The organism is Pseudomonas sp. NBRC 111123 (genome assembly GCF_001320205.1).
Taxonomy (GTDB): Bacteria; Pseudomonadota; Gammaproteobacteria; order Pseudomonadales; family Pseudomonadaceae; genus Aquipseudomonas; species Aquipseudomonas putida_J.
In genome coordinates this window covers 21,569-44,737 of the sequence record NZ_BCAZ01000026.1, presented here as the reverse complement: position 1 = coordinate 44,737, position 23,169 = coordinate 21,569, and the positions used below count along the sequence as shown (strand labels likewise).

Below are 23,169 nucleotides of genomic sequence, written 5' to 3'. Positions count from 1 at the left end.
ACGATGGCGCGCCGCCAGCCGTCACATCTGCCGTCACGCCTGCTTCACCGCACGCATGAAGGCTTCGATCTTCGCTGCGTCCTTGATGCCCTTGGCCTGCTCCACCCCCCCGCTGACATCCACCGCGTACGGCCGCATCTGGGCGATCGCCTGGCCGACATTGTCGGCCGACAGCCCGCCTGCAAGGATGATTGGTTTGCTCAGCCGCGCCGGCACCAACGACCAGTCGAAGGCCTCGCCGGTACCGCCAGGCACACCGGCCACGTAGGTGTCGAGAAGGATGCCGCGAGCGCCGGCATAGTGCTTGCAGGCCGCTTCCAGGTCATCGCCCGGGCGCACCCGCAGGGCCTTGATCCAGGGGCGGTGATAGCCTTCGCAATCGGCCGGGGTTTCGTCGCCGTGGAACTGTAGCAGGTCCAGCGGCACCACCTCGAGAATCTCGTTCAGCTCGCAACGCGAGGCATTGACGAACAACCCGACAGTGGTCACGAACGGTGGCAGCTCGGCAATGATCGCCCGCGCCTGGCGCACGTCCACGGCACGCGGGCTTTTGGCATAGAAGACGAATCCGATGGCATCGGCCCCCGCCTCGGCGGCGGCCAGCGCGTCTTCGACGCGGGTGATCCCGCAGATCTTGCTGCGAACGTTGCTCATGGACAGCAAACCTTGAGTGAGTGGTGAAAGGCCCGATGGTAGCAAATGACTACCGACGCGTCAGTCGGCCAGCGCCTCGTAACCGGTCAAAAAGTGTGGACCGATGTAACGCTGCGGCAGCTGGAATTCTTCCGGGTACTCCACCTGTACCAGGTACAGGCCATAGGGGTGCGCGGTAACCCCGCCTTCGCGCCGGTTGCGCCCCTCCAGCACTTCGCGCGCCCACTCGACCGGGCGTTCGCCGGCACCAATGGTCATCAGCACCCCTGCGATGTTGCGCACCATGTGGTGCAGGAACGCGGTAGCACGCACGTCCAGCACGATCATCTGGCCGTGGCGGGTCACGCGCAGGTGGTGGATGTGCTTGATCGGCGACTTGGCCTGGCACTGGCTGGCGCGGAAGGCGCTGAAGTCATGAGTGCCGAGCAGGTACTGGGCGGCCTGGGCCATGCGCTCGACGTCCAGCGGGCGGTGGTTCCAGGTGACTTCCTCGGCCAGATGAGCGGGGCGGATCGGGTCGTTGTAGATTACATAGCGATAGCGCCGGGCACAGGCCTTGAAACGCGCATGGAAGTCGGCCGGCATCGGGCGCGACCAGACCACGCTGATGTCGTGGGGCAGGTTGAAGTTGGTACCGAGGGTCCAGGCGCGCTCGTCACGCACGGCACGGGTGTCGAAATGCACGATCTGCCCGCAGCCGTGCACGCCGGCATCGGTGCGCCCGGCGCAGATGACACTGATCGGCTCGTCGGCCACCTTCGACAATGCTTGCTCCAGGGCCTGCTGAACACTGGGCACGCCGCTGGCCTGGCGCTGCCAGCCACGGTAGCGTGAACCTTTGTATTCCACACCCAGGGCAATGCGGGTGAAGCCTTCGGCGGCCGATTCGGTGGCGGCGGTGTCGATGATGTCCAAGAGCGTGAAACCTGTGGGTAATACGGAATGGCGGGATTATAACGATAACGGCTGTGGGAGCGGGCTTGCCCGCGAAGCAGGCGCCGCGCTGGATGGCACGGGCTTCGCCCGTGTTCACGGGCAGCCCGCTCCCACAAGGCTCGTGCAAGCGTTCAAGTGTCGAGCATGACAGCTGCCCCCACAAGGACCGATTTCAGCTGCAGCTTTCAGACCAGGCGTGACAGCATCTCTTCGGCTTCCTGACGCTGGCCGTCGTCACCATCCTTGACCACTTCGTCAAGGATGTCGCGGGCGCCTTGGTGGTCGCCCATGTCGATGTAGGCACGCGCCAGGTCGAGCTTGGTGGCCACCTCGTCGGCACCGGAGAAAAAGTCGAAGTCGAGGTCGTCCAGTGGTGCGGGTTCGGCGGCGGCGTCCTCAGCGGTGAAGTGGGGCTCCAGCGATGGCGACTCCAGGCTCTGCGACAGCTTGTCGAGCTCGGCGTTGACGTCGCTCAGCTCCGAGGCGAAGCTTTTGGCAGCCGGTGAGTCGTCATCCAGCGACAGCGACAGGTCGAAGTCTTCAGGCAGTTCCAGCTCGGAAATCGGGTCGAATTCCGGGATGGCGTCGAAGGCTGCCAGCTCGGCAGCGACATCCACCGGCTCTTCATCCGCTGCAACCGGGGTTGCCGGGGCTGCCGCTTCACCGCCATCCAGATCGAAATCAGACAGGTCGAAATCGGCCAGGTCGTCGACACTCTGCGGCTCGGCCTGGGCCTGGGCCAGCAAGGCTTCGAAATCGTCATCGGCATCGGTTTCCGGTTCGGCGACTGCCTGCGGCGCTTCGGCCAACGGAACCTCACCCAGCCTTGGCGGCTCGAGCTGATCATCAGCTGGCAGATCATCACCCAGACTCAGGTCGAAGGCGCTGTCCAACGCATGGTCATCGAGCACCGAGGTCTCGGTGAAGGCCTCGGCGGCGGCTTCAAGCTCGGGCTCAGCTTCAGGTTCTGGCTCTGGCTCTGGCTCGACGACCGCCTGCGGTTCTGGTTCTGGTTCTGCTTCAGGCTCTGGTGCTGCTTCAGCTGGCGCTTGCGGCTCTTCCTGAAGCAGCTCCTGTACATACTGCTCGTCCATTTCGGCGGCCAGGGCCGCAGCACCCACGCCAACGGCAGCGAGACCCAGCATGGCCGGGTAGCGCTCCTTGAGGTTGCTGACCTGAGCAGTATTCGCTTCGTTGCCAGGCAGCTTGCGCTCTTGCTCGACGAAGGCGCTGTGGTCGCCCTGACGGGCATAGACGTCCATCAGCTTGAGGCGCAGGGTGTCATTTTCCGGCTGCGCCGCCACGGCCTTTTCCAGCAGGTCAGCCGCGTGGTTCAGGCGACCACGCGACACACTCAGGTCCACTTCGGCCAGCAGCTCGGCATTCGGGTCCTGCACCGGTTCGGGCTCGACAATCGGCGACGCAGGTGCATCCAATTTTTCCGCGGCCACGGCGGCGGCGGCCGAGGCGGCCACCACGGCAGGCGAGAGGGTCACGCTCGGCGCGGACACTTCCAGCTGATCGAAGCTGCTCGGCGGCAAGTCGAGGTCCGGGCTGCGCTCGCCCTCTTCGGCCAGTGCACGGGCCATGCGCAGGTGTTTTTCCGCTTCTTGCTGGGCCTTGCGCTTGCGCGCCAGCAGCAACAGCAGGAGCAACAGCACGAGGAACGCGGACCCGGCGATCAGGCCCAATACGACCGGATTGCCCAGCATTTCGTCCAGGGTGCCTGGCTGTTGTTGCGCAGCCGCCGCCTCGTCAGCTGGGGCCTCGGCAGGCGCGGTATCGACAGCTGCCGGTGCTGGCGCGACCACAGGCTCGGCCGGGGCGGCATCGGCTGCAGGGGGCTGTGCAGGGGCCGGCTCGCCAGGCAAGGCGGCCGCAGGCGGCGCCTCAGGTGCCGCGCCTTGGGCTTCAAGGCGCGCCAACTGGTCGTTCTTCAGCTGGATCAGCTTCTGCAGCTTGTCCATCTGGCTCTGCAGGTCGCTCACCCGGCTCTTCAGTTCGTCGTTGTCACGGCGGCTGGTATCCAGGCTTTCCTGGGCCACGGCCAGCTTGTCGTTGATGGCCTTGGCACTGTTACCGCCAGCCTGGTTGCCGGGGCTGACCAGGCGCAGGTTATCGCCCTGGGTGATACGTTCGGGCGCGGCGTCGGCGGCACCGCGGCGGGTGGCATCGAGCTGTCGCGCACGCGGCCCCAGGCGCCGGCCTTCACGCCAGGCCGCATACTGCTCGGCCACTTCACGATTGGCTTCGCCCTGAGGGATGTTCTGGATCTGCTGCTGGTCCGGCAGGCGCAGAACCTGGCCAACCTTCAGCTGGTTGATGTTGTTGCCAATGAAGGCATCCGGGTTGAGCGCCTGGATGGCGATCATGGTCTGCTGCACCGAGCCACCGCCCTGGGTATTGCGGGCGGCGATCTGCCACAAGGTGTCGCGGCGCTTGGTGGTGTAGCTACCTGCGCTGCTGGTGGCCGGATTGACATTGCCTGCCGCGGGCTGCTGACCCTGGGCCTTGGCCTGGTCGAGCAGCACGCTGTAGTCACGCAACAGGCGGCCTTGGGGCCACATCACCTGGACCAGAAACTTGACCACCGTGCCGGGCAGCGGCTGGCTGGAAGTGACCCGCAGCACGCTCTTGCCGTTGGGGTTGATCACCGGGGTGAAGGTCAGGTCTTCGAGGTAACTCGGAAACTCCACCCCGGCCTTGCTGAACTCTTCCGGTGGCGCCAGGCTCGGCGCCACTTCGGCTGCGGTGAGGTCGCGCACGTCGAGCAGTTCGATCTCGGCATCCAGAGGCTGGTTCTGCGCCGACTTCAATGTCAGTTCACCCAACCCCAGGGCATTCGCCATGCCCGACGTCAGCGCAGACGCTGCCGCCATGGCCAGAACCAGTTTGCGAATTCGAAGCATGACCTCTTCCCTTGTATGAATCGTCCCAAAAACCTGCGTGCGGCGCGGGACAAAAGTGCTCGCCAGTATCTTTTACGCCATGTGTTTAATCAACAATTGCGCCACCTGCACGGCATTCAGCGCAGCACCCTTGCGCACATTGTCGGTGGTCAACCAGAGGTTGAGCTGCTGGTTTTCGTCAATTCCATGGCGTACACGACCAACATAGACCACGTCTTGGCCGACTGCGTCACCGACCGGGGTCGGATAATCATCGTTTTCCACCAGCTCAACGCTTTCGGCATGTTCCAGTGCCTGGTTGACCTGTGCGAGATCGACCGGGTTGCGGCTCTGCACCGCCACACTGAAGCTATCGCCGAAAAACACCGGGACTTGAATACAGCTCACAGAAATCTTCAATTCCGGCAGCCCCAGCAGCTCGCGCAGCTCGCCAACAAGGCGGCGCTCCACGGCAGTATGGCCATGCTCGTCGACGGCACCGACCTGGGCCAGCAGGTTGAAGGCCATTTGCCGATCAAAGAAACGTGGCTCCAGCGGGCGGGCATTGAGCAGCTCGGCGGTTTGCCGGGCCAGTTCGCTGACCGCCTCGCGACCTTGCGCGGACACCGCCAGGGCAGCCATGACTTGCACCCGCTCAATGTCCAGTTGGCCCTTGAGCGGTGCCAGGGCAACGGCCAGGGCAACAGCTGCGCAGCTGGGGCTGGTGATGCGCGCTGGCCGCTTCAGTGTGGCAACGCTGTCACCATTGGCTTCCGGCACCACGGCCAAGGCATCTTCCAGGCCCCCGGAAAGGTCGATGACCGTGCAACCGCCCTGCTCGGCCTTGCTGGCAAAGCTGCGGCTGACGGCCGGGCTGGCGGCGAAGAAGGCCAGCTTGACCTGGGCGAAGTCGAAACTGTCGACCTCACGTACCTTGATCTTCTTGCCGGCGAACATCACGCTGCTGCCCGCCGATTCCATGCTGGCCAGCAGGTGCAGGGTACCGACCGGGAAGGCCAACTCCTCAAGGATCTGTACGAGGGTTTCACCGACGCTGCCGGTGGCGCCAACAATGGCGATGTCCAGGGGAGTGGTCATGGTAGAGATCCTTTTGCTGAAACGGCGGGGGCGGCACTTTACTTGGATTGTAGGCTTTTGTCTGTGCTGGCCTCTTCGCGGGTGAACCCGCTCCTACAGGGAAATCACCGCGCCAGACGATCGCGCTTTATCTGTGGGAGCGGGTTTACCCGCGAAGGGGCCAGCACAGGCATAAAAAAACCCGCGCTGTCACCAGCACGGGTTTTGGGTGCAGCAAGAACGATCAACGCTCCAGCAGGATCCGCAGCATGCGACGCAGCGGTTCGGCGGCGCCCCACAGCAGCTGGTCACCCACGGTGAACGCGCCCAGGTACTGGGAACCCATGTTCAGCTTGCGCAGGCGGCCAACCGGGATGTTCAGGGTGCCGGTAACCTGGGTCGGGGTCAGCTCTTGCATGCTGATCTCGCGCTGGTTCGGCACCAGTTTCACCCACGGGTTGTGCTGGCTGATCATGCCTTCGATATCGGCAAGCGGCACATCCTTGTTCAGCTTGATGGTCAGCGCCTGGCTGTGGCAGCGCATGGCACCGATGCGCACGCAGATACCGTCGACCGGGATCGGGCTCTTGAAGCGGCCGAGGATCTTGTTGGTCTCGGCCTGAGCCTTCCACTCTTCGCGGCTCTGCCCGTTCGGCAGTTCCTTGTCGATCCACGGGATCAGGCTGCCGGCCAGCGGCACGCCGAAGTTCTCGGTCGGGAACGCTTCGCCACGCATGGTTTCTGCCACCTTGCGGTCGATGTCGAGGATGGCGCTGGCGGGGTTGGCCAGGTCATCGGCAACGGCCGCATGGGTAGCGCCCATCTGCTTGATCAGCTCGCGCATGTTCTGCGCGCCGGCACCGGACGCCGCCTGGTAGGTCATGGCGCTCATCCACTCGACCAGGCCGGCTTCGAACAGGCCACCCAGGCCCATCAGCATCAGGCTGACGGTGCAGTTGCCGCCGATGTAGTTCTTGGTACCGGCGTCGAGCTGCTGGTCGATGACCTTGCGGTTGACCGGGTCGAGGACGATGACCGCGTCATCCTGCATGCGCAGCGAAGAGGCGGCATCGATCCAGTAACCCTGCCAGCCGGCTTCACGCAGCTTGGGGAACACCTCGTTGGTGTAGTCGCCACCCTGGCAGGTCAGGATCACGTCGAGGGTCTTGAGTTCTTCAATCGAATAAGCGTCCTTGAGCGGAGCAATATCCTTGCCCACGTTCGGGCCTTGGCCACCCACGTTGGACGTGGTGAAGAACACTGGCTCGATAAGGTCGAAATCCTGCTCCTCCAGCATCCGCTGCATGAGCACGGAACCGACCATACCGCGCCAACCGATCAGACCTACACGTTTCATCGCAACTACACCTTTGCTAAAAGTGGGCCGCCACCTCGAAAGTTTGGTGGCGGGCCAGAGAGATTACAGATTCCGCAACGCTGCGACTACTGCGTCGCCCATTTCCTGCGTGCCTACTTTGTCGCAGCCGGCCGACCAGATGTCACCGGTACGCAGGCCCTGGTCCAGCACGACGCTGACCGCCTTCTCGATCGCCTCGGCCGCCGCGTGCTGGTTGAAGCTGTAACGCAGCATCATCGACACCGACAGGATGGTCGCCAGCGGGTTGGCGATGCCCTGCCCGGCGATGTCCGGAGCCGAACCGTGGCAAGGCTCGTACATGCCCTTGTTGTTGGCGTCCAGGGAGGCCGACGGCAGCATGCCGATGGAACCGGTCAGCATGGAAGCTTCATCCGACAGGATGTCACCGAACATGTTGTCGGTCACTACCACATCGAACTGTTTCGGTGCGCGGACCAGCTGCATGGCGGCGTTGTCGACATACATGTGGCTCAACTCGACGTCCGGGTAGTCCTTGGCCACGTCTTCGACCACTTCACGCCACAGCTGGCTGGAGGCCAGGACGTTGGCCTTGTCCACCGAGCACAGCTTCTTGCCACGCACGCGGGCCATGTCGAAGCCGACACGGGCGATACGGCGCACTTCGCTTTCGCTGTAAGGCAGGGTGTCGTAGGCCTGACGCTCGCCACCTTCCAGCTCGCGCTGGCCGCGCGGGGCGCCGAAGTAGATGCCGCCGGTCAGCTCACGGACGATGAGGATATCCAGGCCCGAGACGATTTCCGGCTTCAGCGAGGAAGCGTCGGCCAGTTGCGGGTAGAGGATGGCTGGGCGCAGGTTGGCGAACAGGCCCAGCTGCGAACGGATTTTCAGCAGGCCGCGCTCCGGGCGGATGTCACGCTCGATCTTGTCCCACTTCGGGCCACCCACGGCGCCCAGCAGCACGGCGTCGGCCTTGCGTGCACGGTCCAGGGTTTCATCGGCCAGCGGCACGCCGTGCTTGTCGATGGCGGCGCCGCCGATCACGTCATGCTCGAGGCTGAAGCCGAGCTGGAACTTGTCGTTGGCCAGCTCCAGTACCTTGACCGCCTCGGCCATGATTTCCGGGCCGATGCCATCACCTGGGAGAATCAGAATCTGCTTGCTCATGCTTTCCTCTATCCATTCACGCGGTGCGACCAAGCGGGCCCCACCGAAAAGTTCTTATCGCTCGGCCCACAACACCAGCACATCGGTGCTGAACGAGCCATCGGCCTCGATCTGGTAATACTGCCGTACTTCTTCGCCCATGGCTTGCTGCAATTGGCGGATGGCAACGCGCATCGGCTCCGGGGTGCGCATGCGTTCGACCCAGCTGGCAAACTCCAGGCGCAATGGCTGGCGCGTGTGGCTGCGCACGTGCAGGCCGGCTTCGCTGACCTGGCGCTGCCATTCGGCGGCCGAGTAGTCGCGCACATGGCTGGTGTCGCGCAGCACTTCGACGGTCTGCAGGTAGGTGTCGAGCAACGGGCTGCCCGGCGACATCACATCGATGAATGCTGCCACACCACCCGGCTTGAGCACCCGGCGCACTTCGCGAAGGGCCACGCCGAGGTCGCTCCAGTGGTGTGCCGAGTAGCGGCTGAAGACGAAGTCGAACGAAGCGTCGGCGAACGGCAGGCGTTCGGCGGCGCCGCACTCGGTGATGATATTGCCCAGGCCGCGCTCACTGGCGGCACTGGCGACCACGTCGAGCATCGATTGCGAGAGGTCGTAGGCGACCACTTCGGCGACCAAAGGCGCGACGTGAAAACTGACATGGCCAGCACCGCAGCCCAGGTCCAGCACGCGGGCACTGCCCTGCCCCGCCAGCGCGGCCTGCAGCAGGGCGAATTCGCTGCCCTGGGCATGCACGGCGCTGCTGAGGTAGGCGCTTGCCTGTTCGCCGAACTGGCGCTGGACCACATCGGTGTGGGTGGTGCTGGTCATGACTAAATCCTTTTGGTTATTTGTTGCTTGTGCCGGCCCTTTCGCGGGTGAACCCGCTCCCACAGGTACAACGCTGCCCTCACGTCCTGTGGTACCTCTGTGGGAGCGGGTTTACCCGCGAAAAGGCCAGTACTGCTAACACCGAACTTCAGGCGTCACGGAACAGCCAAGGCTGGCTGGCGCGGTGCTTGCCTTCAAATGCCTTGATCGCATCGCTGTCCTGCAAGGTCAGGCCGATGTCGTCCAGGCCATTGAGCAGGCAGTGCTTGCGGAACGCATCGATCTCGAAGTGCAGCACCTTGCCATCCGGGCGGGTCACCGCCTGCGCCTGCAGGTCGATGGTCAACTGGTACCCCGGATTGGCTTCGACCTGCTTGAACAACTCGTCGACTTCCTCGTCGCTGAGGATGATCGGCAGCAAACCGTTCTTGAAGCTGTTGTTGAAGAAGATGTCAGCGAAACTTGGCGCAATCACGCTACGGAAGCCGTATTCATCCAGCGCCCACGGTGCGTGCTCACGGCTCGAACCGCAGCCAAAGTTTTCCCGCGCCAGCAGCACGCTGGCACCTTGGTAACGTGCGTGGTTGAGCACGAACTCCTGGTTCAGCGGGCGCTTGCTGTTGTCCTGGTACGGCTGACCGACATCCAGATAACGCCACTCATCGAACAGGTTGGGGCCGAAGCCGGTGCGCTTGATCGACTTGAGAAACTGCTTGGGGATGATCTGGTCGGTGTCGACGTTGGCACGATCCAACGGCGCGACGAGACCGGTGTGCTGGGTAAAGGCTTTCATGCTGCGCTCCCTTGGATCAACTCGCGGACATCGATGAAGTGGCCGGTCACCGCGGCAGCGGCAGCCATGGCCGGGCTGACCAGGTGGGTACGGCCACCGGCGCCCTGACGGCCTTCGAAATTGCGGTTGGAGGTGGACGCGCAATGCTCGCCGCTTTCCAGGCGGTCCGGGTTCATCGCCAGGCACATCGAGCAGCCAGGTTCACGCCATTCGAAGCCAGCTTCGAGGAAGATCTTGTCCAGGCCTTCACGCTCGGCCTGGGCCTTGACCAGGCCCGAGCCCGGCACCACCAGCGCCTGTTTGACCGTCGCGGCGACCTTGCGGCCCTTGGCGATTTCGGCGGCGGCGCGCAGGTCTTCGATGCGCGAGTTGGTGCACGAACCGATGAATACGCGGTCAAGCTTGATGTCGGTGATCGCCTGGTTGGCGGCGAGGCCCATGTACTTGAGGGCACGCTCGATCGAACCACGCTTGATCAGGTCTGGCTCGGCGGCCGGGTCCGGCACGCGCTGATCCACGGCCAGCACCATCTCCGGCGAAGTACCCCAGCTGACTTGTGGCTTGATTTGCGCAGCGTCGAGCTCGACTACGGTGTCGAACACGGCATCGTCGTCGGAAACCAGGTCTTTCCACGCTTCGACGGCACGCTTCCAGTCCTCGCCCTTCGGCGCATACGGGCGGCCTTCAACGTAGGCAACGGTGGTGGCGTCGGTCGCCACCAGGCCCACACGGGCACCGGCTTCGATGGACATGTTGCAGATGGTCATGCGGCCTTCCATCGACAACGCGCGGATGGCGCTGCCGGCGAACTCCATGGCATGGCCGTTACCACCGGCGGTGCCGATCTTGCCGATCACGGCAAGGACGATGTCCTTGGCGGTGACGCCGGCCGGCAACTGGCCTTCGACACGCACCAGCATGTTCTTCATCTTTTTGGCGACCAGGCACTGGGTGGCGAGCACGTGCTCGACCTCGGAAGTGCCGATGCCATGGGCCAAGGCACCGAAAGCGCCGTGGGTGGAGGTGTGCGAGTCACCGCAGACCACGGTCATGCCCGGCAAGGTGGCGCCCTGCTCCGGGCTGATGACGTGGACGATGCCCTGGCGCTCGTCGTTCATCTTGAATTCGACGATGCCATACTCGTCACAGTTCTCATCGAGGGTCTGCACCTGCAGGCGCGACACCTGGTCGGCGATGGCTTCGATGCCGCCCTTGCGCTCTGGCGTGGTCGGTACGTTGTGGTCCGGGGTGGCGATGTTGGCATCGATGCGCCACGGTTTGCGATTGGCCAGTCGCAGGCCTTCGAAGGCCTGGGGCGACGTCACTTCGTGAATGATATGGCGGTCGATGTAGATCAAGGACGAGCCGTCATCACGGCGCTTGACCTCATGGGCTTCCCAGAGTTTGTCGTAGAGCGTTTTGCCAGCCATCAGACTGTTCCTCATCAGCGTCTTTCTATGCCAAAGACCCCTTGGCTTGTACGGACGATGCTATGGGGTTAGATTGAATAACTCAAATTCATAATTTTTATGCTTTGGATAACCAACAGGAATTGTATGCCGTGGATCTGGCCAACCTGAGTGCCTTCATCGCCATTGCCGAAACCGGCAGTTTTTCCGGCGCAGGCGAGCGCCTGTTCCTGACCCAGCCAGCCATCAGCAAGCGCATCGCCGGGTTGGAGCAGCAACTGAACGTGCGCCTGTTCGATCGCCTGGGCCGCGAGGTTACCTTGACCGAAGCCGGCCGCGCGCTATTGCCCCGCGCGTACCAGATCCTCAACGTTCTCGATGATACCCGACGGGCGCTGACCAACCTCAACGGCGAGGTGAGCGGTCGCCTGACCCTGGCAACCAGCCACCACATCGGCCTGCACCGCCTGCCGCCGCTACTGCGGGCATTTACCCGTCAGCACCCCGCCGTGGCGCTGGATATTCAGTTCATGGATTCGGAACAGGCCTACGATGAAATCCTCCATGGCCGCGCTGAAATTGCCGTGATCACCCTCGCCCCCGAGCCTCACCACCTGGTCAAGGCCGTACCCGTGTGGGACGACGCCCTGGATTTCGTGGCAGCCCCCGAGCATCCGCTGGCCAGCAACCACGCTGTCAGCCTGGCCGACGTGGCCCGCCACCCGGCCGTCTTCCCCGGCGGCAACACCTTCACCCACCACATTGTGCAGCGACTGTTCGAAAGCCAGGGCCTGACGCCGAACATCGCCATGAGCACCAACTACCTGGAGACCATCAAGATGATGGTCTCGATCGGCCTGGCCTGGAGCGTGCTGCCCCGGACTATGCTGGACGATCAGGTTGCACCCATCGCCTTGCCCGGCATACAGCTGTCGCGCCAGCTAGGCTACATTCTGCACACGGAGCGCACGCTATCGAACGCTGCAAGGGCCTTCATGGCCCTGCTCGATAGCCACGCAGGGTCCGCCTGACCGGTCGTCAGCTCGGCATTTCCAACTCATGGACGCGTCAAACGCCAAAGGTCTGGTACCAATGCCCAAATCAGCAAATCGCTTTCCGCGCCTGCCGCGCATCCCTGCGGCCGACCCTCAGGAATCGGAACAGGCCTGGCAGAACGCCCCGCAACTGCTGGCCGCGCTCAATGGCGCCCGCCTGGGCGCCTGGCTGTGGGACATCGACACTGGCCGGATCAGCTGGTCACGGGGCACCCAGGCGCTGTTCGGCTTCGACCCGCAACGGCCGCTGCCCAACGACGTCGACTACCTCGACCTCCTGCCAGAGGAAGACCGCGCGCGAACCCGCCAGCTGTTCCACGCGGTGGTCAATGGCGAGCCGGTAGAACAGGCCATGCGCCATCGCATCCGCTGGCCGGACGGCAGCCTGCATTGGCTGGAAATCAACGGCAGCCTGACCCACGACCGCCATGGCCGCAGGCAGATGATCGGGGTGATCCGCGAAATCACTCGCCAGCGCGAACGGGAAAACGCGCTTATCAACTCGGAAAAGCGCTTCGCCACCCTATTTCACCTGAGCCCCAACGCGATTTTGCTGAGCCGCCGCCAGGACGGCATGATCATCGAGGTCAACCAGCACTTCGAGGACATGTTCGGCTGGCCTGGCGACCAGGTAATCGGCAAGACCAGCATCGAACTGGGCCTTTGGGTCAATCCCGAACAGCGTCACCAGGTCATCGAAGCAACCCGCGGCAACCAGGGCCCGGCAATCATGGAGGTGCAGTTCCGCGCCAGCACCGGCAAACTCCACGACGGCATTCTGTGCACCCAGAGCATCGACATGGAGGGCGTCACTTACCTGATCAGCACCTTCGTCGACACCACCGAACGCAAACGCGCCGAGCAGGCCCTCAAGGACAGCCAGGAACGCCTGGACCTGGCACTGGACTCGGCTCAGCTGGGCACCTGGGACTGGCACATCCCCAGCGGCATGCTCTACGGCTCGGCCCGCGCCGCGCAATTGCACGGGCTGGACCCGGTGCCGTTCCATGAGTCGTTCGACTCGTTCTTCGAAGGTGTGCCGGAGCACGAGCGTGCCAGCATGCGCCAGGCCTACCGCAGCCTGCGCGAAGGCCCGGCAGGCAACTACCAGATCACCTACCGCGTACAGCTGGAAAATGGCACCTCACGCTATATCGAAAGCCGTGCACGCCTCTATCGCGACGACCAGGGCAACCCGTTGCGCATGGCCGGCACCTTGCTCGATATCACCGAGCAGGTAGAACGTGAACAGCGCCTGAGCGCCTCGGAAGAAAAATTCGCCAGCCTGTTCCAGGTCAGCCCCGACCCGATCTGCGTAACCCGCCAGGACACTGGCCAGTTCATCGAGATCAACCCGGCCTTCACCCAGACCTTCGGCTGGAATGCCGAACAGGTGATCGGCCGCACCGCCGAAGAGATTGGCCTGTGGGCCGAATCGATCGAACGCGCCCAGCGCATCGAGCGGGTGATCCGCGAACAGGCGCTGAGCAATGTCGCGGTGGTGGTCAACCACCGCAATGGCTCGCCACTGACCTGCGTGATTGCCAGCCGCCTGATCACCGTCGACGACCAGCCCTGCAGCGTCACCACCTTGCGCGACATCACCCAGCAGCAACGTGCCGAGGCGGCGCTCAAGTCCAGCGAAGAGAAGTTCGCCAAGGCCTTCCATTCCAGCCCCGACGCCATCACCATCACCGAACGCCGCAGCGGCCGCTACCTGGAAGTCAACGACGGATTCTGCCGCCTGACCGGCTACAGCGCCGGCGAAGTGATCGGCCGCAGCGTCTACGAAATCGGCATCTGGGCCGATGACAAGCAGCGCGGCGCCCTGCTCAGCGAGCTCAAGGCGCGTGGCCGGGTGCACCACCGGGAGATGCTTGGGCGCAACAAGCGTGGCGACATCCTCACCGTCGAGGTGTCGGTGGAGCCGATCAGCCTCAACGAGGTCGACTGCCTGCTGCTGACCGCCCGCGATGTGAGCCAGCTGAAGAACGCCCAGGCCCAGATCCGCCACCTCGCCTACCACGACCCACTGACCAACCTGCCCAACCGCGCCTTGCTGATGGACCGCCTGAGCCAGCAGATCGCCCTGCTGCGCCGGCACAACCTGCGTGGCGCGCTGCTGTTCCTCGACCTGGACCACTTCAAGCACATCAACGACTCGCTCGGGCACCCGGTGGGCGACACGGTGCTGAAGATCATCACAGCACGCCTGGAGGCCAGCGTGCGCCTGGAAGACACCGTGGCGCGCCTGGGTGGCGATGAGTTCGTGGTGCTGCTCAGCGGCCTGGAAGGCAGCCGCGAAGCAGTGGAGGCCAAAGTCCGCGAGCTGGCCGACACCCTGCGCGAACTGCTGGCCGAACCGATGTCGCTGGACGGCCAGCGCCTGCAGGTGACGCCGAGCATTGGCGTGGCGCTGATCCCGGACCATGGCGCGACCCCGGCCGATCTGCTCAAGCGCGCCGACATCGCCCTGTACCGGGCCAAGGATTCGGGGCGCAACACTACCCAGCTGTTCCACACCACCATGCAGAAGGCCGCCAGCGAGCGCCTGCGCATGGAAAGCGACCTGCGCCTGGCCCTGGCCCGCGGCGAGCTGGCCTTGCATTTCCAGCCTCAGGTCGACGCCCGCGACAATCGCATCGTCGGCGCCGAAGTGCTGCTGCGCTGGCACCATCCGCAACTTGGCCAGCAACCTCCCTCGCAGTTCATCCAGGTGCTTGAAGAAAGCGGCCTGATTCTGGAAGTTGGCAGCTGGATCCTCGACGAAGCCTGCGACGCCTGCGCACGCATGCTGGAAGACCGCCTGATTGATGCCGACGATTTCAGCCTGTGCGTGAACATCAGCCCGCGGCAGTTCCGTCAGAATGATTTTGTCGAGCGGGTACTACGCAGCCTCGACGACTACCACCTGCCGCGGCAGATGCTGAAGCTGGAAATCACCGAGGGCATCGTCATCCAGAACCTCGAAGACACCATCAGCAAGATGCGCGAGCTCAAGCGCTATGGCGTGAGCTTTGCGATGGACGATTTCGGTACCGGTTACTCCTCGCTGACTTACCTCAAGCGCCTGCCGGTGGACGCGCTGAAAATCGACCAGACCTTCGTCCGCGACGCCCCGGAAGACCCCAACGATGCCGAAATTGTCCGCGCCATCGTGGCCATGGCTCGTAGCCTTGACCTGGCAGTGATCGCCGAAGGGGTGGAGCTGACCGAGCAACTGGCGTTTCTCGAACGCCTGGGCTGCCACCTGTATCAAGGCTACCTGCACAGCCGGCCACTGCCGCTGCCGGAATTCCGACAGATGTTGCTGGAGGCGCCGGCGGATTACTGAAACGAAAAAAGGGCACCCGAAGGTGCCCTTTCTATCAGCCCGCCTGAATCAGTTCAGTGCAGGCTTGTCGCCATTGATCGGGATGCGCTTGGCCTTGGCTTCTTCCGGCACGATGCGCAGCAGGTCGATGCTGAGCAGGCCGTTGGCCAAGCCTGCCGATTTGACCTCGATATGGTCCGCCAGGCGGAACGACAGTTTGAAGGCGCGCTGGGCAATACCCTGGTGCAGATAGGTCACTTCAGCGGCGCCGTCTTCGCGCTTGCCACCGATCACGGTCAGGACGCCTTTTTCGACCTGCAGGTCGAGGTCCTGTTCCTGGAAACCGGCTGCGGCAACCACGATACGGTAGTGGTCATCGCCATGTTTTTCCACGTTGTAGGGAGGGTAGCTGCTACCCGCCTCATTACGTGCCGCGGACTCGAACAGGTCGTTGAAACGGTCGAAGCCAACGGAATGGCGGAACAGTGGAGCAAGAGAGAAAGCGCTGGTCATGGTCATAAACTCCTGAAATTCAGCAAGTAGGTCATCACGCGACCCGACTTCGGCATCGCGTACTCAAGAGATATGGCCTGCGGAAAAGCTTTCAAGGGGAAGGGTAAAAAAATCCGAAATCAGCTTTGGGCTTTATGGCCTCTTTGCGGCTAAAGCCGCCCCAACAGCTTCTGCGCTGCCCCTGTAGGAGCGGCTTTAGCCGCGAAGAGGCCGGATCAGGCGACACAGGCCTCGAAAGAGGCTGCCTCAACCCCAAGCAACCGGCTGATACGGGCGCAATCATCTTCACGGCGCAACTCGGCAAACAGCACCACCGCCTCGGGATAACTGCGGGTCATCATCGCCAGCCACTGCTTCAACCGCCCCGGTGCGTAGCGCGGCGACAGCTTGGCCTGGGCTTGGCGCCAGAACTCACGCAACAACGGCAACAGCTCATTCCAACTCATCGGCTGGTATTCGCGCCCATCCCGTGCTGCGGCGATCTGCAAGGCCAGGTCCGGCCGTGACACCAACCCGCGCCCCAGCATGATGTCTTCGGCACCGCTGACCTCGCGGCACCGACGCCAGTCGTCGACAGTCCAGATTTCACCGTTGGCGAATACCGGCACCTGCACCACATCCTGCACCCGCGCCACCCACTCCCAATGGGCAGGCGGCTTGTAGCCTTCCACCTTGGTCCGCGCGTGCACCACCAGGTGCGCCGAACCGCCCTCGGCCAAGGCCGTGGCGCAGTCCAGCGCGCCGTCCGGGCTGTCGAAGCCCAGGCGCATCTTGGAAGTCACCGGGATATGCGCCGGCACCGCGCGGCGCACTTCACGCACGATGGCATGCAACAGCTCCGGCTCCTTGAGCAACACCGCACCGCCACGCGATTTGTTCACGGTCTTGGCCGGGCAGCCGAAGTTCAGGTCGATGACCGGCGCACCCAGCTCGCAGGCCAAGGCGGCGTTTTCCGCCAGGCATACCGGGTCAGAACCCAACAACTGCACGCGCATCGGCACGCCGGCTGCCGTGCGCGCGCCCTGGCGCAGCTCAGGGGCGAGCTTGTCGAACGAGGATGCCGGCAGCAGGCGGTCGCACACGCGGATGAACTCGGTGACGCACCAATCGATGCCGCCCACTCGGGTCAGGACGTCCCGCAGGATGTTGTCGACCAGCCCCTCCATGGGGGCCAGGGCAATTTGCATGTCTGGGTCTCGGCGCAAAAGGCGGCAGTCTAGCAAAAAAAGCCATCGCTTCAGTTGCCGATCAGCGCCGGACCGTAACCGTCGAGGAACTCAGCCGGCATGCGCTTGGGCTTGCCGCTGGACAATTCGATACAGGCGAAGGTGGTCTGCGCACGCAGCAAGGTCACGCCGTCGCGTGGGCGCTTTAGCTGAAAGCGCCGGGTCATGCGCAAGCGCTTGTCCCAGTCGATGATCCAGGTGCCCAATTGCAGTTCATCATCCTCGTACCCTGCGGCAAGGTAGTCGATTTCGTGACGCACCACCGCCATGGCCCGGTCCAGGCGCCGGTATTCGGCCAGGTCCAGGCCAAGGCGCTGGGAGTGACGCCAGGCGCAGCGCTCCAGCCAGGTCACGTAGACCGCGTTGTTGGCGTGACCGAGGCCGTCGATATCCTCGCTGCCGACGCGCAGGTCGATGATGAATGGCGTTGCCAGGTCCCAACTCATGCCCGCTCCTGTGGTTCAATTCGCAATTGCTGGGGGCGCCTTTCGCCCTGTCGCGACACAAGGCCGCACCTACAGGAGTCGCGATTCTCTGTAGGAACGGCCTTGTGTCGCGACAGGGCTGCACAGCAGCCCCAGAATTTGCCCGAGTGTAACGGATGTTCAAGCACTCTGCCGCGCCGGCGCAGTTGCGCGAGCAAGCAATTCGAGCACCGCTTCGCTCAACTGCGGGTCGGCCAGTACGCGCTGGTGGCCGCCCTCTTCCAACAGCATCAGCCGGCTGTCGAACCAGGCCTTGTGGATGACCTGCGCCTCGCCAGCAGGCACCAGCGCGTCATCAACGGCATGCACCACCAAGCCCGGCAGTTCCAGCTGATAGCCACTGACATCGAGGCGGGCGATCTGCATGCCGACGTCCTGTTCGACCTGACGGATGAAGGCCGCCCTGGCACGCGCTGGCAAACCCAGGCGGCGGGCAAAACCACGCAGCACGCCGAGCAACTGCGCTGGCGCTGCAATGCTCACTGCAGCCTCGGCACGCAGCCCCATCTGTAGTGCCAGCAGCACGCTGGCGCCGCCCATTGAATGACCGATCACGGCACGCAGCGGCGGCAGCTCGGCCGCCGCCTCCAGCAGCGCCCGGGCAAACAGCACCACATGCGCCCGCTGGCCGGGCGAGCGGCCATGGGCCGGGCCTTCCAGCGACACCACCGTATGCCCGGCCTGCACCAGGGTTTCGATCAACGCCGCAAACTGGGTGGGGCGCCCTTCCCAGCCGTGCATCAACAATACCGTTGGCCCCTTGCCCCAGCGCAAGGCCGATAGCCCGAAGCGCAAGGTGATGCGCTCGGCGCTGGCCAGCAGCGGCAGCTCCCATTGCCGGGGCGGCACGTTGCGCGGGGTCATGAAGGCACGGCGCATCTTGCCGGCAATGTGCTCGGGGGCCAGCCGGCCCAGGGTGCCATTCACGCCACGAATCCAGTTCAGGGTAGTCATCGCCTTGCTCCAGGATCAGAGGTATCAGAGAACTGCCGACTTGGCGGCACGCAGAATGCGGTCGGACAACTCGCCCGGGCCCAAGGCACGTGCCAGGGCCAGACCACCGATCATCAACGCCAGATCAGCCAAGGCTTTGTCGGCGTCTTCCGGACGGTCGACCATGGCCGCCGTCATCAGCTCGATATGCTCGGCCAGCACCTCGCGGAAGGCTTCGGGCAGGCGCTGTATCTCACCGAGCGAGTTGGGCAACGGGCAGGCATGCACTTCAGCGTCACGGTGCTTGCGCGACAGGTAGAAGGCGCTGACCAAGGCACGACGACCTTCCCCGTCCAGGCTTGGGTCGACCTGGGCAAGCAAGGCACGACGCTCGTTCAGCAATTGGCGGAAGGCCTCGAGCATGAGCTCGTCCTTGCTCTCGAAGTGCGCATAGAACCCGCCTACAGTCAGGCCTGCCGCGCCCATCACCTGGCTGACACTCGGCTCGGCCGGGCCGTGCTGGATCAATGCGCTGCGGGCTGCTTCGAGGATGCGCTCGCGGGTCTTGCTCTTCTTGTCGCTCATTCGCCGGCTCGCCGATAAAAATATGATGATCGAAATATGATTCTCATCATATTTTTTGGCAAGCGAAATATGCTGCCGCTTGTCGGTGCCAGCATTTTAGGAAGGGGAGAAAAACAAAAGGCTCATTCAATAAGCGAATGAGCCTTTAAAGTCCCGCAAAACGCGGGTAAAAATGGCGTCCCCTAGGGGACTCGAACCCCTGTTACCGCCGTGAAAGGGCGGTGTCCTAGGCCACTAGACGAAGGGGACGTAACCTTCGCGAAGATTCGACGTATCGAACCCTGGCAGAAATGGTGGAGCTAAGCGGGATCGAACCGCTGACCTCCTGCATGCCATGCAGGCGCTCTCCCAGCTGAGCTATAGCCCCGAAACAAAAGACTCATCCAATATACGAATGAGCCTTTTAAAGTCCCGCAAAACGCGGGTAAAAGTGGCGTCCCCTAGGGGACTCGAACCCCTGTTACCGCCGTGAAAGGGCGGTGTCCTAGGCCACTAGACGAAGGGGACGAAACCTTCGTGCCGACCCGCTTACGCGAATCGCGGCAAAATTGGTGGAGCTAAGCGGGATCGAACCGCTGACCTCCTGCATGCCATGCAGGCGCTCTCCCAGCTGAGCTATAGCCCCGGATTTCTAGCCTCTCGGCCCAGCGACATCCTGAAACATCGCTTGTGCAAAACTGGCGTCCCCTAGGGGACTCGAACCCCTGTTACCGCCGTGAAAGGGCGGTGTCCTAGGCCACTAGACGAAGGGGACGAACCTTCTTACCTTCAAGACCCGGTTGCTGGACCCGGTCTTGCTTGACAGCCTTGGCTGTCAAACGGAATTTGGTGGAGCTAAGCGGGATCGAACCGCTGACCTCCTGCATGCCATGCAGGCGCTCTCCCAGCTGAGCTATAGCCCCACAATGTCGCTCTGAACGGAACCGCTGGCTGGGTGCCTGGCGCTTCGTTTTCGTTCATCGCTGTGGACGGGGCGCATATTAAGATCGGATTGCACACCTGTCAAACTAAATTTTGAAAATAATCGAAATTTTTTTCACAGATAACAATCACTTACCGCCCTGCCCTGCTGAATCGAAACGCCACGTCCTTGTAGGAGCGGCCTTGCCGGGGCGCCGGACCGGTCGGAAAGGACCGCAGAGCGATCCCTCGTATTCAGCATCAACCATGGATCGCCGGGGCCGCTTTGCGGCCCTTTCCGACCGGTCCGGCGCCCCGGCAAGGCCGCTCCTACAGGACTGCGAAAGGCTGTCAGGCGATGTTGGCCAGCAGCTTTTCCCATTCCTTGTTTTCTTTCTTCGACACACCACCGAGCAGGTCCAGGGCCTGGCGCAGGCGATAGCGGGTCAGGTCGGGGCCAAGGATCTCCATGGCATCGAGCACCGAAACCGAGCTGGCCTGGCCGGTAATGGCGGCGAACATCAGCGGCATGGCGTCACGCAGCTTCAGTTCCAGCGCTTCGACCACGGCCTGGATGCAGCCCGTGATGCGTTCTTTCTCCCACTGGCGCAGGCTTTCCAGTTTCCACAGGATCAACTGCATGACCTGGCGCACCTGGTCGGCGGACAGCTTCTTGCTGTCAAACAGCTTGGCATCGAGCTTGAGCGCGCCTTCGAAGAAGAATCCACCCAGCGGGGCGATCTGGCTGAAGGTCTCGACCCGGCCCTGCACGTGCGGGGCGATCTTCATCATGTAGTCGCTGTTGAACGCCCACTGCTGCACCCGTGCGGCAAACTCTTCCACCGGCAGCTCGCGCAGCCACTGGCCGTTGAGCCAGGACAGTTTCTCGATGTCGAAGATCGGGCCACCCAGGGAAATACGCGACAGGTCGAAGTGCTCGACCATCTCGGCCAGGGAGAATTTTTCGCGCTCGTCCGGCATCGACCAGCCCATGCGGCCGAGGTAGTTGAGCATCGCTTCGGGCATGAAGCCCATGCGCTCGTAGAAGGTTACCGAAGTCGGGTTCTTGCGCTTGGACAGCTTGGACTTGTCCGGGTTACGCAGCAGCGGCATGTAGCACAGCTTCGGCTGCTCCCAACCGAAGTACTCGTACAGCTTGATCAGCTTAGGAGCCGACGGCAGCCACTCTTCGCCACGCAGCACGTGGGTGATGCCCATCAGGTGATCGTCGACCACGTTGGCCAGGAAGTAGGTTGGCAGACCGTCGTTCTTCATCAGCACCTGCATGTCCATGCGGTCCCAAGGAATTTCGACATCGCCACGGAGCATGTCCGGAACCACGCAGATGCCTTCGCTCGGCACCTTCATGCGGATCACGTGTGGCTCGCCAGCGGCCAGGCGGCGCTGTACTTCCTCGTCGCTCAGCAGCAGGGCACGGCCGTCGTAGCGCGGGGTTTCACCACGGGCCATCTGCTCGGCGCGCATCTGCTCCAGCTCTTCGGCGGTGCAGAAGCAGTAGAAGGCGTGACCGGCGTCAACCAGCTCCTTGGCGTATTTGGCGTAGATCTCGCCACGCTCGCTCTGCCGGTACGGGCCATGCGGGCCGCCGACGTCCGGGCCTTCGTTCCATTCGATGCCGAGCCAGCGCAAGGCGTCGAAAATCTGCTGTTCCGACTCGCGCGTCGAGCGCAGCTGGTCGGTGTCTTCGATACGCAGGATGAACTCACCGCCGTGCTGCTTGGCAAAGCAGTAGTTGAACAGAGCGATGTAGGCGGTGCCGACATGGGGGTCGCCAGTGGGCGATGGCGCGATACGCGTGCGAACGGTGGTCATGGAGAGTCTCGAACGAAAGATGAAACAAAGGCGGGATGTTAGCAGGGAGCAGGCACCGGGCTCCAGCAATGGCGCGAACGACACTTGTCGACTGGCCATCTGCCGCTGTTAAATTTAGTGACATTTCTGGAACGATAGTCCTCATGCCTGCCCAACTCAAACGCCGCCTGGCGATCTTCTTCACCCTGGTGGCCATCATCGCCCTCGCCTTCCTGGCCGAGTGGTACTTCAAAGGCCGCTTCTACGAAAGCACCGACAACGCCTATGTGCAGGGCGAAATCACCCGTATATCCAGCCAGCTCGGCGCACGCATCGACGAGGTACGGGTCGACGACAACCAGCACGTGAACAAGGGCGACCTGCTGGTGCGCCTGGAGGCCGCCGATTTCCAACTGGCCGTGGACCGCGCCCGCGCCGCCTTGGCCACCCGCGAGGCCGAGTATGCACAGGCACAAAGCCGCCTGACCCAACAGAGCAGCCTGATCGCCGCCGGCCAGGCCCAGGTATCAGCCAACCAGGCGACCTTCGACCGCTCGCGCCTGGACCTGAGCCGCGCTGAAAAGCTGCGCAAACCCGGTTTTGTCTCAGAAGCGCAGGTCACCACCCTGTCGGCAGATACCCACGTGGCCGGCTCCCAGGTCGATAAAGCCCGTGCCGACCTGCAAGGCCAGCGCCAGCAGGTCAACGCCCTGAATGCCGACCTCAAGCGCCTCGACGCCCAGATCGCCAATGCCCATGCCGACCTGGCCCAGGCCGAGCTGAACCTGAGCCGCTGCGAGGTTCGCGCCCCCTTGAGCGGCACCATCGGCCAGCGCAATGCCCGCAATGGCCAGGTGGTGCAGGCTGGCGCTTACCTGTTGTCGATCGTGCCCGATGAAAACATCTGGGTGCAGGCCAACTTCAAGGAAACCCAGATCGGCAAGATGCAGCCCGGCCAGCGCGCCGAATTGCTGTTCGACAGCTACCCCGACACCCCGATCGAGGGCCGTGTCGACAGCCTGTTCGCCGCTTCCGGTGCGCAGTTCAGCCTGTTGCCGCCAGACAACGCCACCGGCAACTTCACCAAGGTGGTGCAGCGCATTCCGGTGAAGCTGACCTTCGCCGCCGATAACCCGTTGCATGGGCGCATTCGCCCCGGCATGTCGGTCACTGCTACCGTCGACCTGCGCCGCGAAGACGAAGGCCACGATGGCCGGTGATCAACTGCTCCGCCCTACTGCGGAGCCGACCCGGCGCGACTGGATCGC

At 63.3% G+C, this 23,169-nt stretch carries 18 protein-coding genes and 6 tRNA genes; 3 read left to right on the top strand and 21 right to left on the bottom strand.

Annotated elements, in window-relative coordinates; all coding sequences use genetic code 11:
* Window positions 1-33 precede the first annotated feature (33 nt).
* The 9 genes from APH27_RS14790 to leuC all read right to left on the bottom strand — a co-directional run bounded on the left by APH27_RS14790 (window position 34) and on the right by leuC (window position 11,100).
* A complete protein-coding gene (locus tag APH27_RS14790) occupies window positions 34-654 on the bottom strand; it encodes a phosphoribosylanthranilate isomerase (protein ID WP_060485193.1) in 621 nt (206 codons plus the stop codon).
* Between the two features lie 60 nt (window positions 655-714).
* Window positions 715-1,569, bottom strand: a complete 855-nt coding sequence (truA, locus tag APH27_RS14785) for a tRNA pseudouridine(38-40) synthase TruA (protein WP_027919148.1) — start codon at window positions 1,567-1,569, stop codon at window positions 715-717.
* Between the two features lie 206 nt (window positions 1,570-1,775).
* Window positions 1,776-4,499 carry a FimV/HubP family polar landmark protein gene (locus APH27_RS14780; protein ID WP_060485192.1) on the bottom strand — a complete coding sequence of 908 codons (2,724 nt, stop codon included), beginning with the start codon at window positions 4,497-4,499 and terminating at the stop codon, window positions 1,776-1,778.
* Between the two features lie 72 nt (window positions 4,500-4,571).
* A complete protein-coding gene (locus APH27_RS14775; protein WP_060485191.1) occupies window positions 4,572-5,576 on the bottom strand; it encodes an aspartate-semialdehyde dehydrogenase in 1,005 nt (334 codons plus the stop codon).
* 223 nt (window positions 5,577-5,799) lie between these two features.
* Window positions 5,800-6,912, bottom strand: coding sequence for an aspartate-semialdehyde dehydrogenase (gene asd, locus APH27_RS14770; RefSeq protein WP_027919151.1), 1,113 nt, complete (start codon window positions 6,910-6,912; stop codon window positions 5,800-5,802).
* A gap of 63 nt (window positions 6,913-6,975) precedes the next feature.
* Window positions 6,976-8,058: a 3-isopropylmalate dehydrogenase gene (gene leuB / locus APH27_RS14765; RefSeq protein ID WP_027919152.1), complete on the bottom strand. Its 1,083-nt coding sequence runs from the start codon at window positions 8,056-8,058 to the stop codon at window positions 6,976-6,978.
* A 54-nt stretch (window positions 8,059-8,112) separates the two neighbouring features.
* Window positions 8,113-8,877 carry a class I SAM-dependent methyltransferase gene (locus tag APH27_RS14760; RefSeq protein ID WP_060485190.1) on the bottom strand — a complete coding sequence of 255 codons (765 nt, stop codon included), beginning with the start codon at window positions 8,875-8,877 and terminating at the stop codon, window positions 8,113-8,115.
* Window positions 8,878-9,025: 148 nt separating this feature from the next.
* Window positions 9,026-9,670: a 3-isopropylmalate dehydratase small subunit gene (leuD, locus tag APH27_RS14755; RefSeq protein WP_027919154.1), complete on the bottom strand. Its 645-nt coding sequence runs from the start codon at window positions 9,668-9,670 to the stop codon at window positions 9,026-9,028.
* Window positions 9,667-11,100 (bottom strand): 3-isopropylmalate dehydratase large subunit, encoded by a 1,434-nt coding sequence (gene leuC / locus APH27_RS14750; protein WP_027919155.1) that lies wholly within the window; start codon window positions 11,098-11,100, stop codon window positions 9,667-9,669. The genes leuD and leuC overlap by 4 nt, the downstream gene beginning before the upstream one ends.
* A 131-nt stretch (window positions 11,101-11,231) precedes the next feature.
* On the opposite strand from leuC, the gene APH27_RS14745 reads away from it, so the two are divergent.
* On the top strand, window positions 11,232-12,110 hold the full coding sequence (locus tag APH27_RS14745) for a LysR family transcriptional regulator (protein WP_060485189.1): 879 nt from the start codon (window positions 11,232-11,234) through the stop codon (window positions 12,108-12,110).
* Between the two features lie 61 nt (window positions 12,111-12,171).
* Window positions 12,172-15,468 carry a PAS domain S-box protein gene (locus APH27_RS14740; RefSeq protein ID WP_060485188.1) on the top strand — a complete coding sequence of 1,099 codons (3,297 nt, stop codon included), beginning with the start codon at window positions 12,172-12,174 and terminating at the stop codon, window positions 15,466-15,468.
* Window positions 15,469-15,516: 48 nt separating this feature from the next.
* On the opposite strand, the gene APH27_RS14735 is transcribed toward APH27_RS14740, so the two are convergent.
* From APH27_RS14735 to gltX, 12 genes are all read right to left on the bottom strand, one after another.
* Entirely contained in the window at window positions 15,517-15,960 is a 444-nt protein-coding gene (locus APH27_RS14735) for an Hsp20 family protein (protein WP_027919158.1), read from the bottom strand.
* A gap of 215 nt (window positions 15,961-16,175) precedes the next feature.
* A complete protein-coding gene (locus tag APH27_RS14730; protein WP_027919159.1) occupies window positions 16,176-17,147 on the bottom strand; it encodes a tRNA-dihydrouridine synthase in 972 nt (323 codons plus the stop codon).
* A 50-nt stretch (window positions 17,148-17,197) separates the two neighbouring features.
* Window positions 17,198-17,632, bottom strand: a complete 435-nt coding sequence (locus tag APH27_RS14725; protein WP_060485187.1) for a thioesterase family protein — start codon at window positions 17,630-17,632, stop codon at window positions 17,198-17,200.
* A 159-nt stretch (window positions 17,633-17,791) separates the two neighbouring features.
* The gene (locus APH27_RS14720) at window positions 17,792-18,625 is read right to left on the bottom strand and encodes an alpha/beta fold hydrolase (protein ID WP_060485186.1); all 834 of its coding nucleotides are present in this window, start codon (window positions 18,623-18,625) and stop codon (window positions 17,792-17,794) included.
* 24 nt (window positions 18,626-18,649) lie between these two features.
* On the bottom strand, window positions 18,650-19,189 hold the full coding sequence (locus tag APH27_RS14715; RefSeq protein ID WP_027919162.1) for a TetR/AcrR family transcriptional regulator: 540 nt from the start codon (window positions 19,187-19,189) through the stop codon (window positions 18,650-18,652).
* A gap of 173 nt (window positions 19,190-19,362) precedes the next feature.
* Window positions 19,363-19,438: transfer RNA gene (locus APH27_RS14710), tRNA-Glu, on the bottom strand.
* Between the two features lie 42 nt (window positions 19,439-19,480).
* Window positions 19,481-19,556: transfer RNA gene (locus APH27_RS14705), tRNA-Ala, on the bottom strand.
* 64 nt (window positions 19,557-19,620) lie between these two features.
* Window positions 19,621-19,696: transfer RNA gene (locus APH27_RS14700), tRNA-Glu, on the bottom strand.
* 42 nt (window positions 19,697-19,738) lie between these two features.
* Window positions 19,739-19,814, bottom strand: a tRNA-Ala gene (locus APH27_RS14695).
* A 53-nt stretch (window positions 19,815-19,867) separates the two neighbouring features.
* Window positions 19,868-19,943: transfer RNA gene (locus APH27_RS14690), tRNA-Glu, on the bottom strand.
* A 72-nt stretch (window positions 19,944-20,015) separates the two neighbouring features.
* Window positions 20,016-20,091: transfer RNA gene (locus APH27_RS14685), tRNA-Ala, on the bottom strand.
* 349 nt (window positions 20,092-20,440) lie between these two features.
* Window positions 20,441-21,922 (bottom strand): glutamate--tRNA ligase, encoded by a 1,482-nt coding sequence (gltX, locus tag APH27_RS14680; protein ID WP_060485185.1) that lies wholly within the window; start codon window positions 21,920-21,922, stop codon window positions 20,441-20,443.
* Between the two features lie 143 nt (window positions 21,923-22,065).
* On the opposite strand from gltX, the gene APH27_RS14675 reads away from it, so the two are divergent.
* Window positions 22,066-23,121, top strand: coding sequence for an HlyD family secretion protein (locus APH27_RS14675; RefSeq protein WP_027919164.1), 1,056 nt, complete (start codon window positions 22,066-22,068; stop codon window positions 23,119-23,121).
* The last annotated feature ends 48 nt before the right edge of the window (window positions 23,122-23,169 follow it).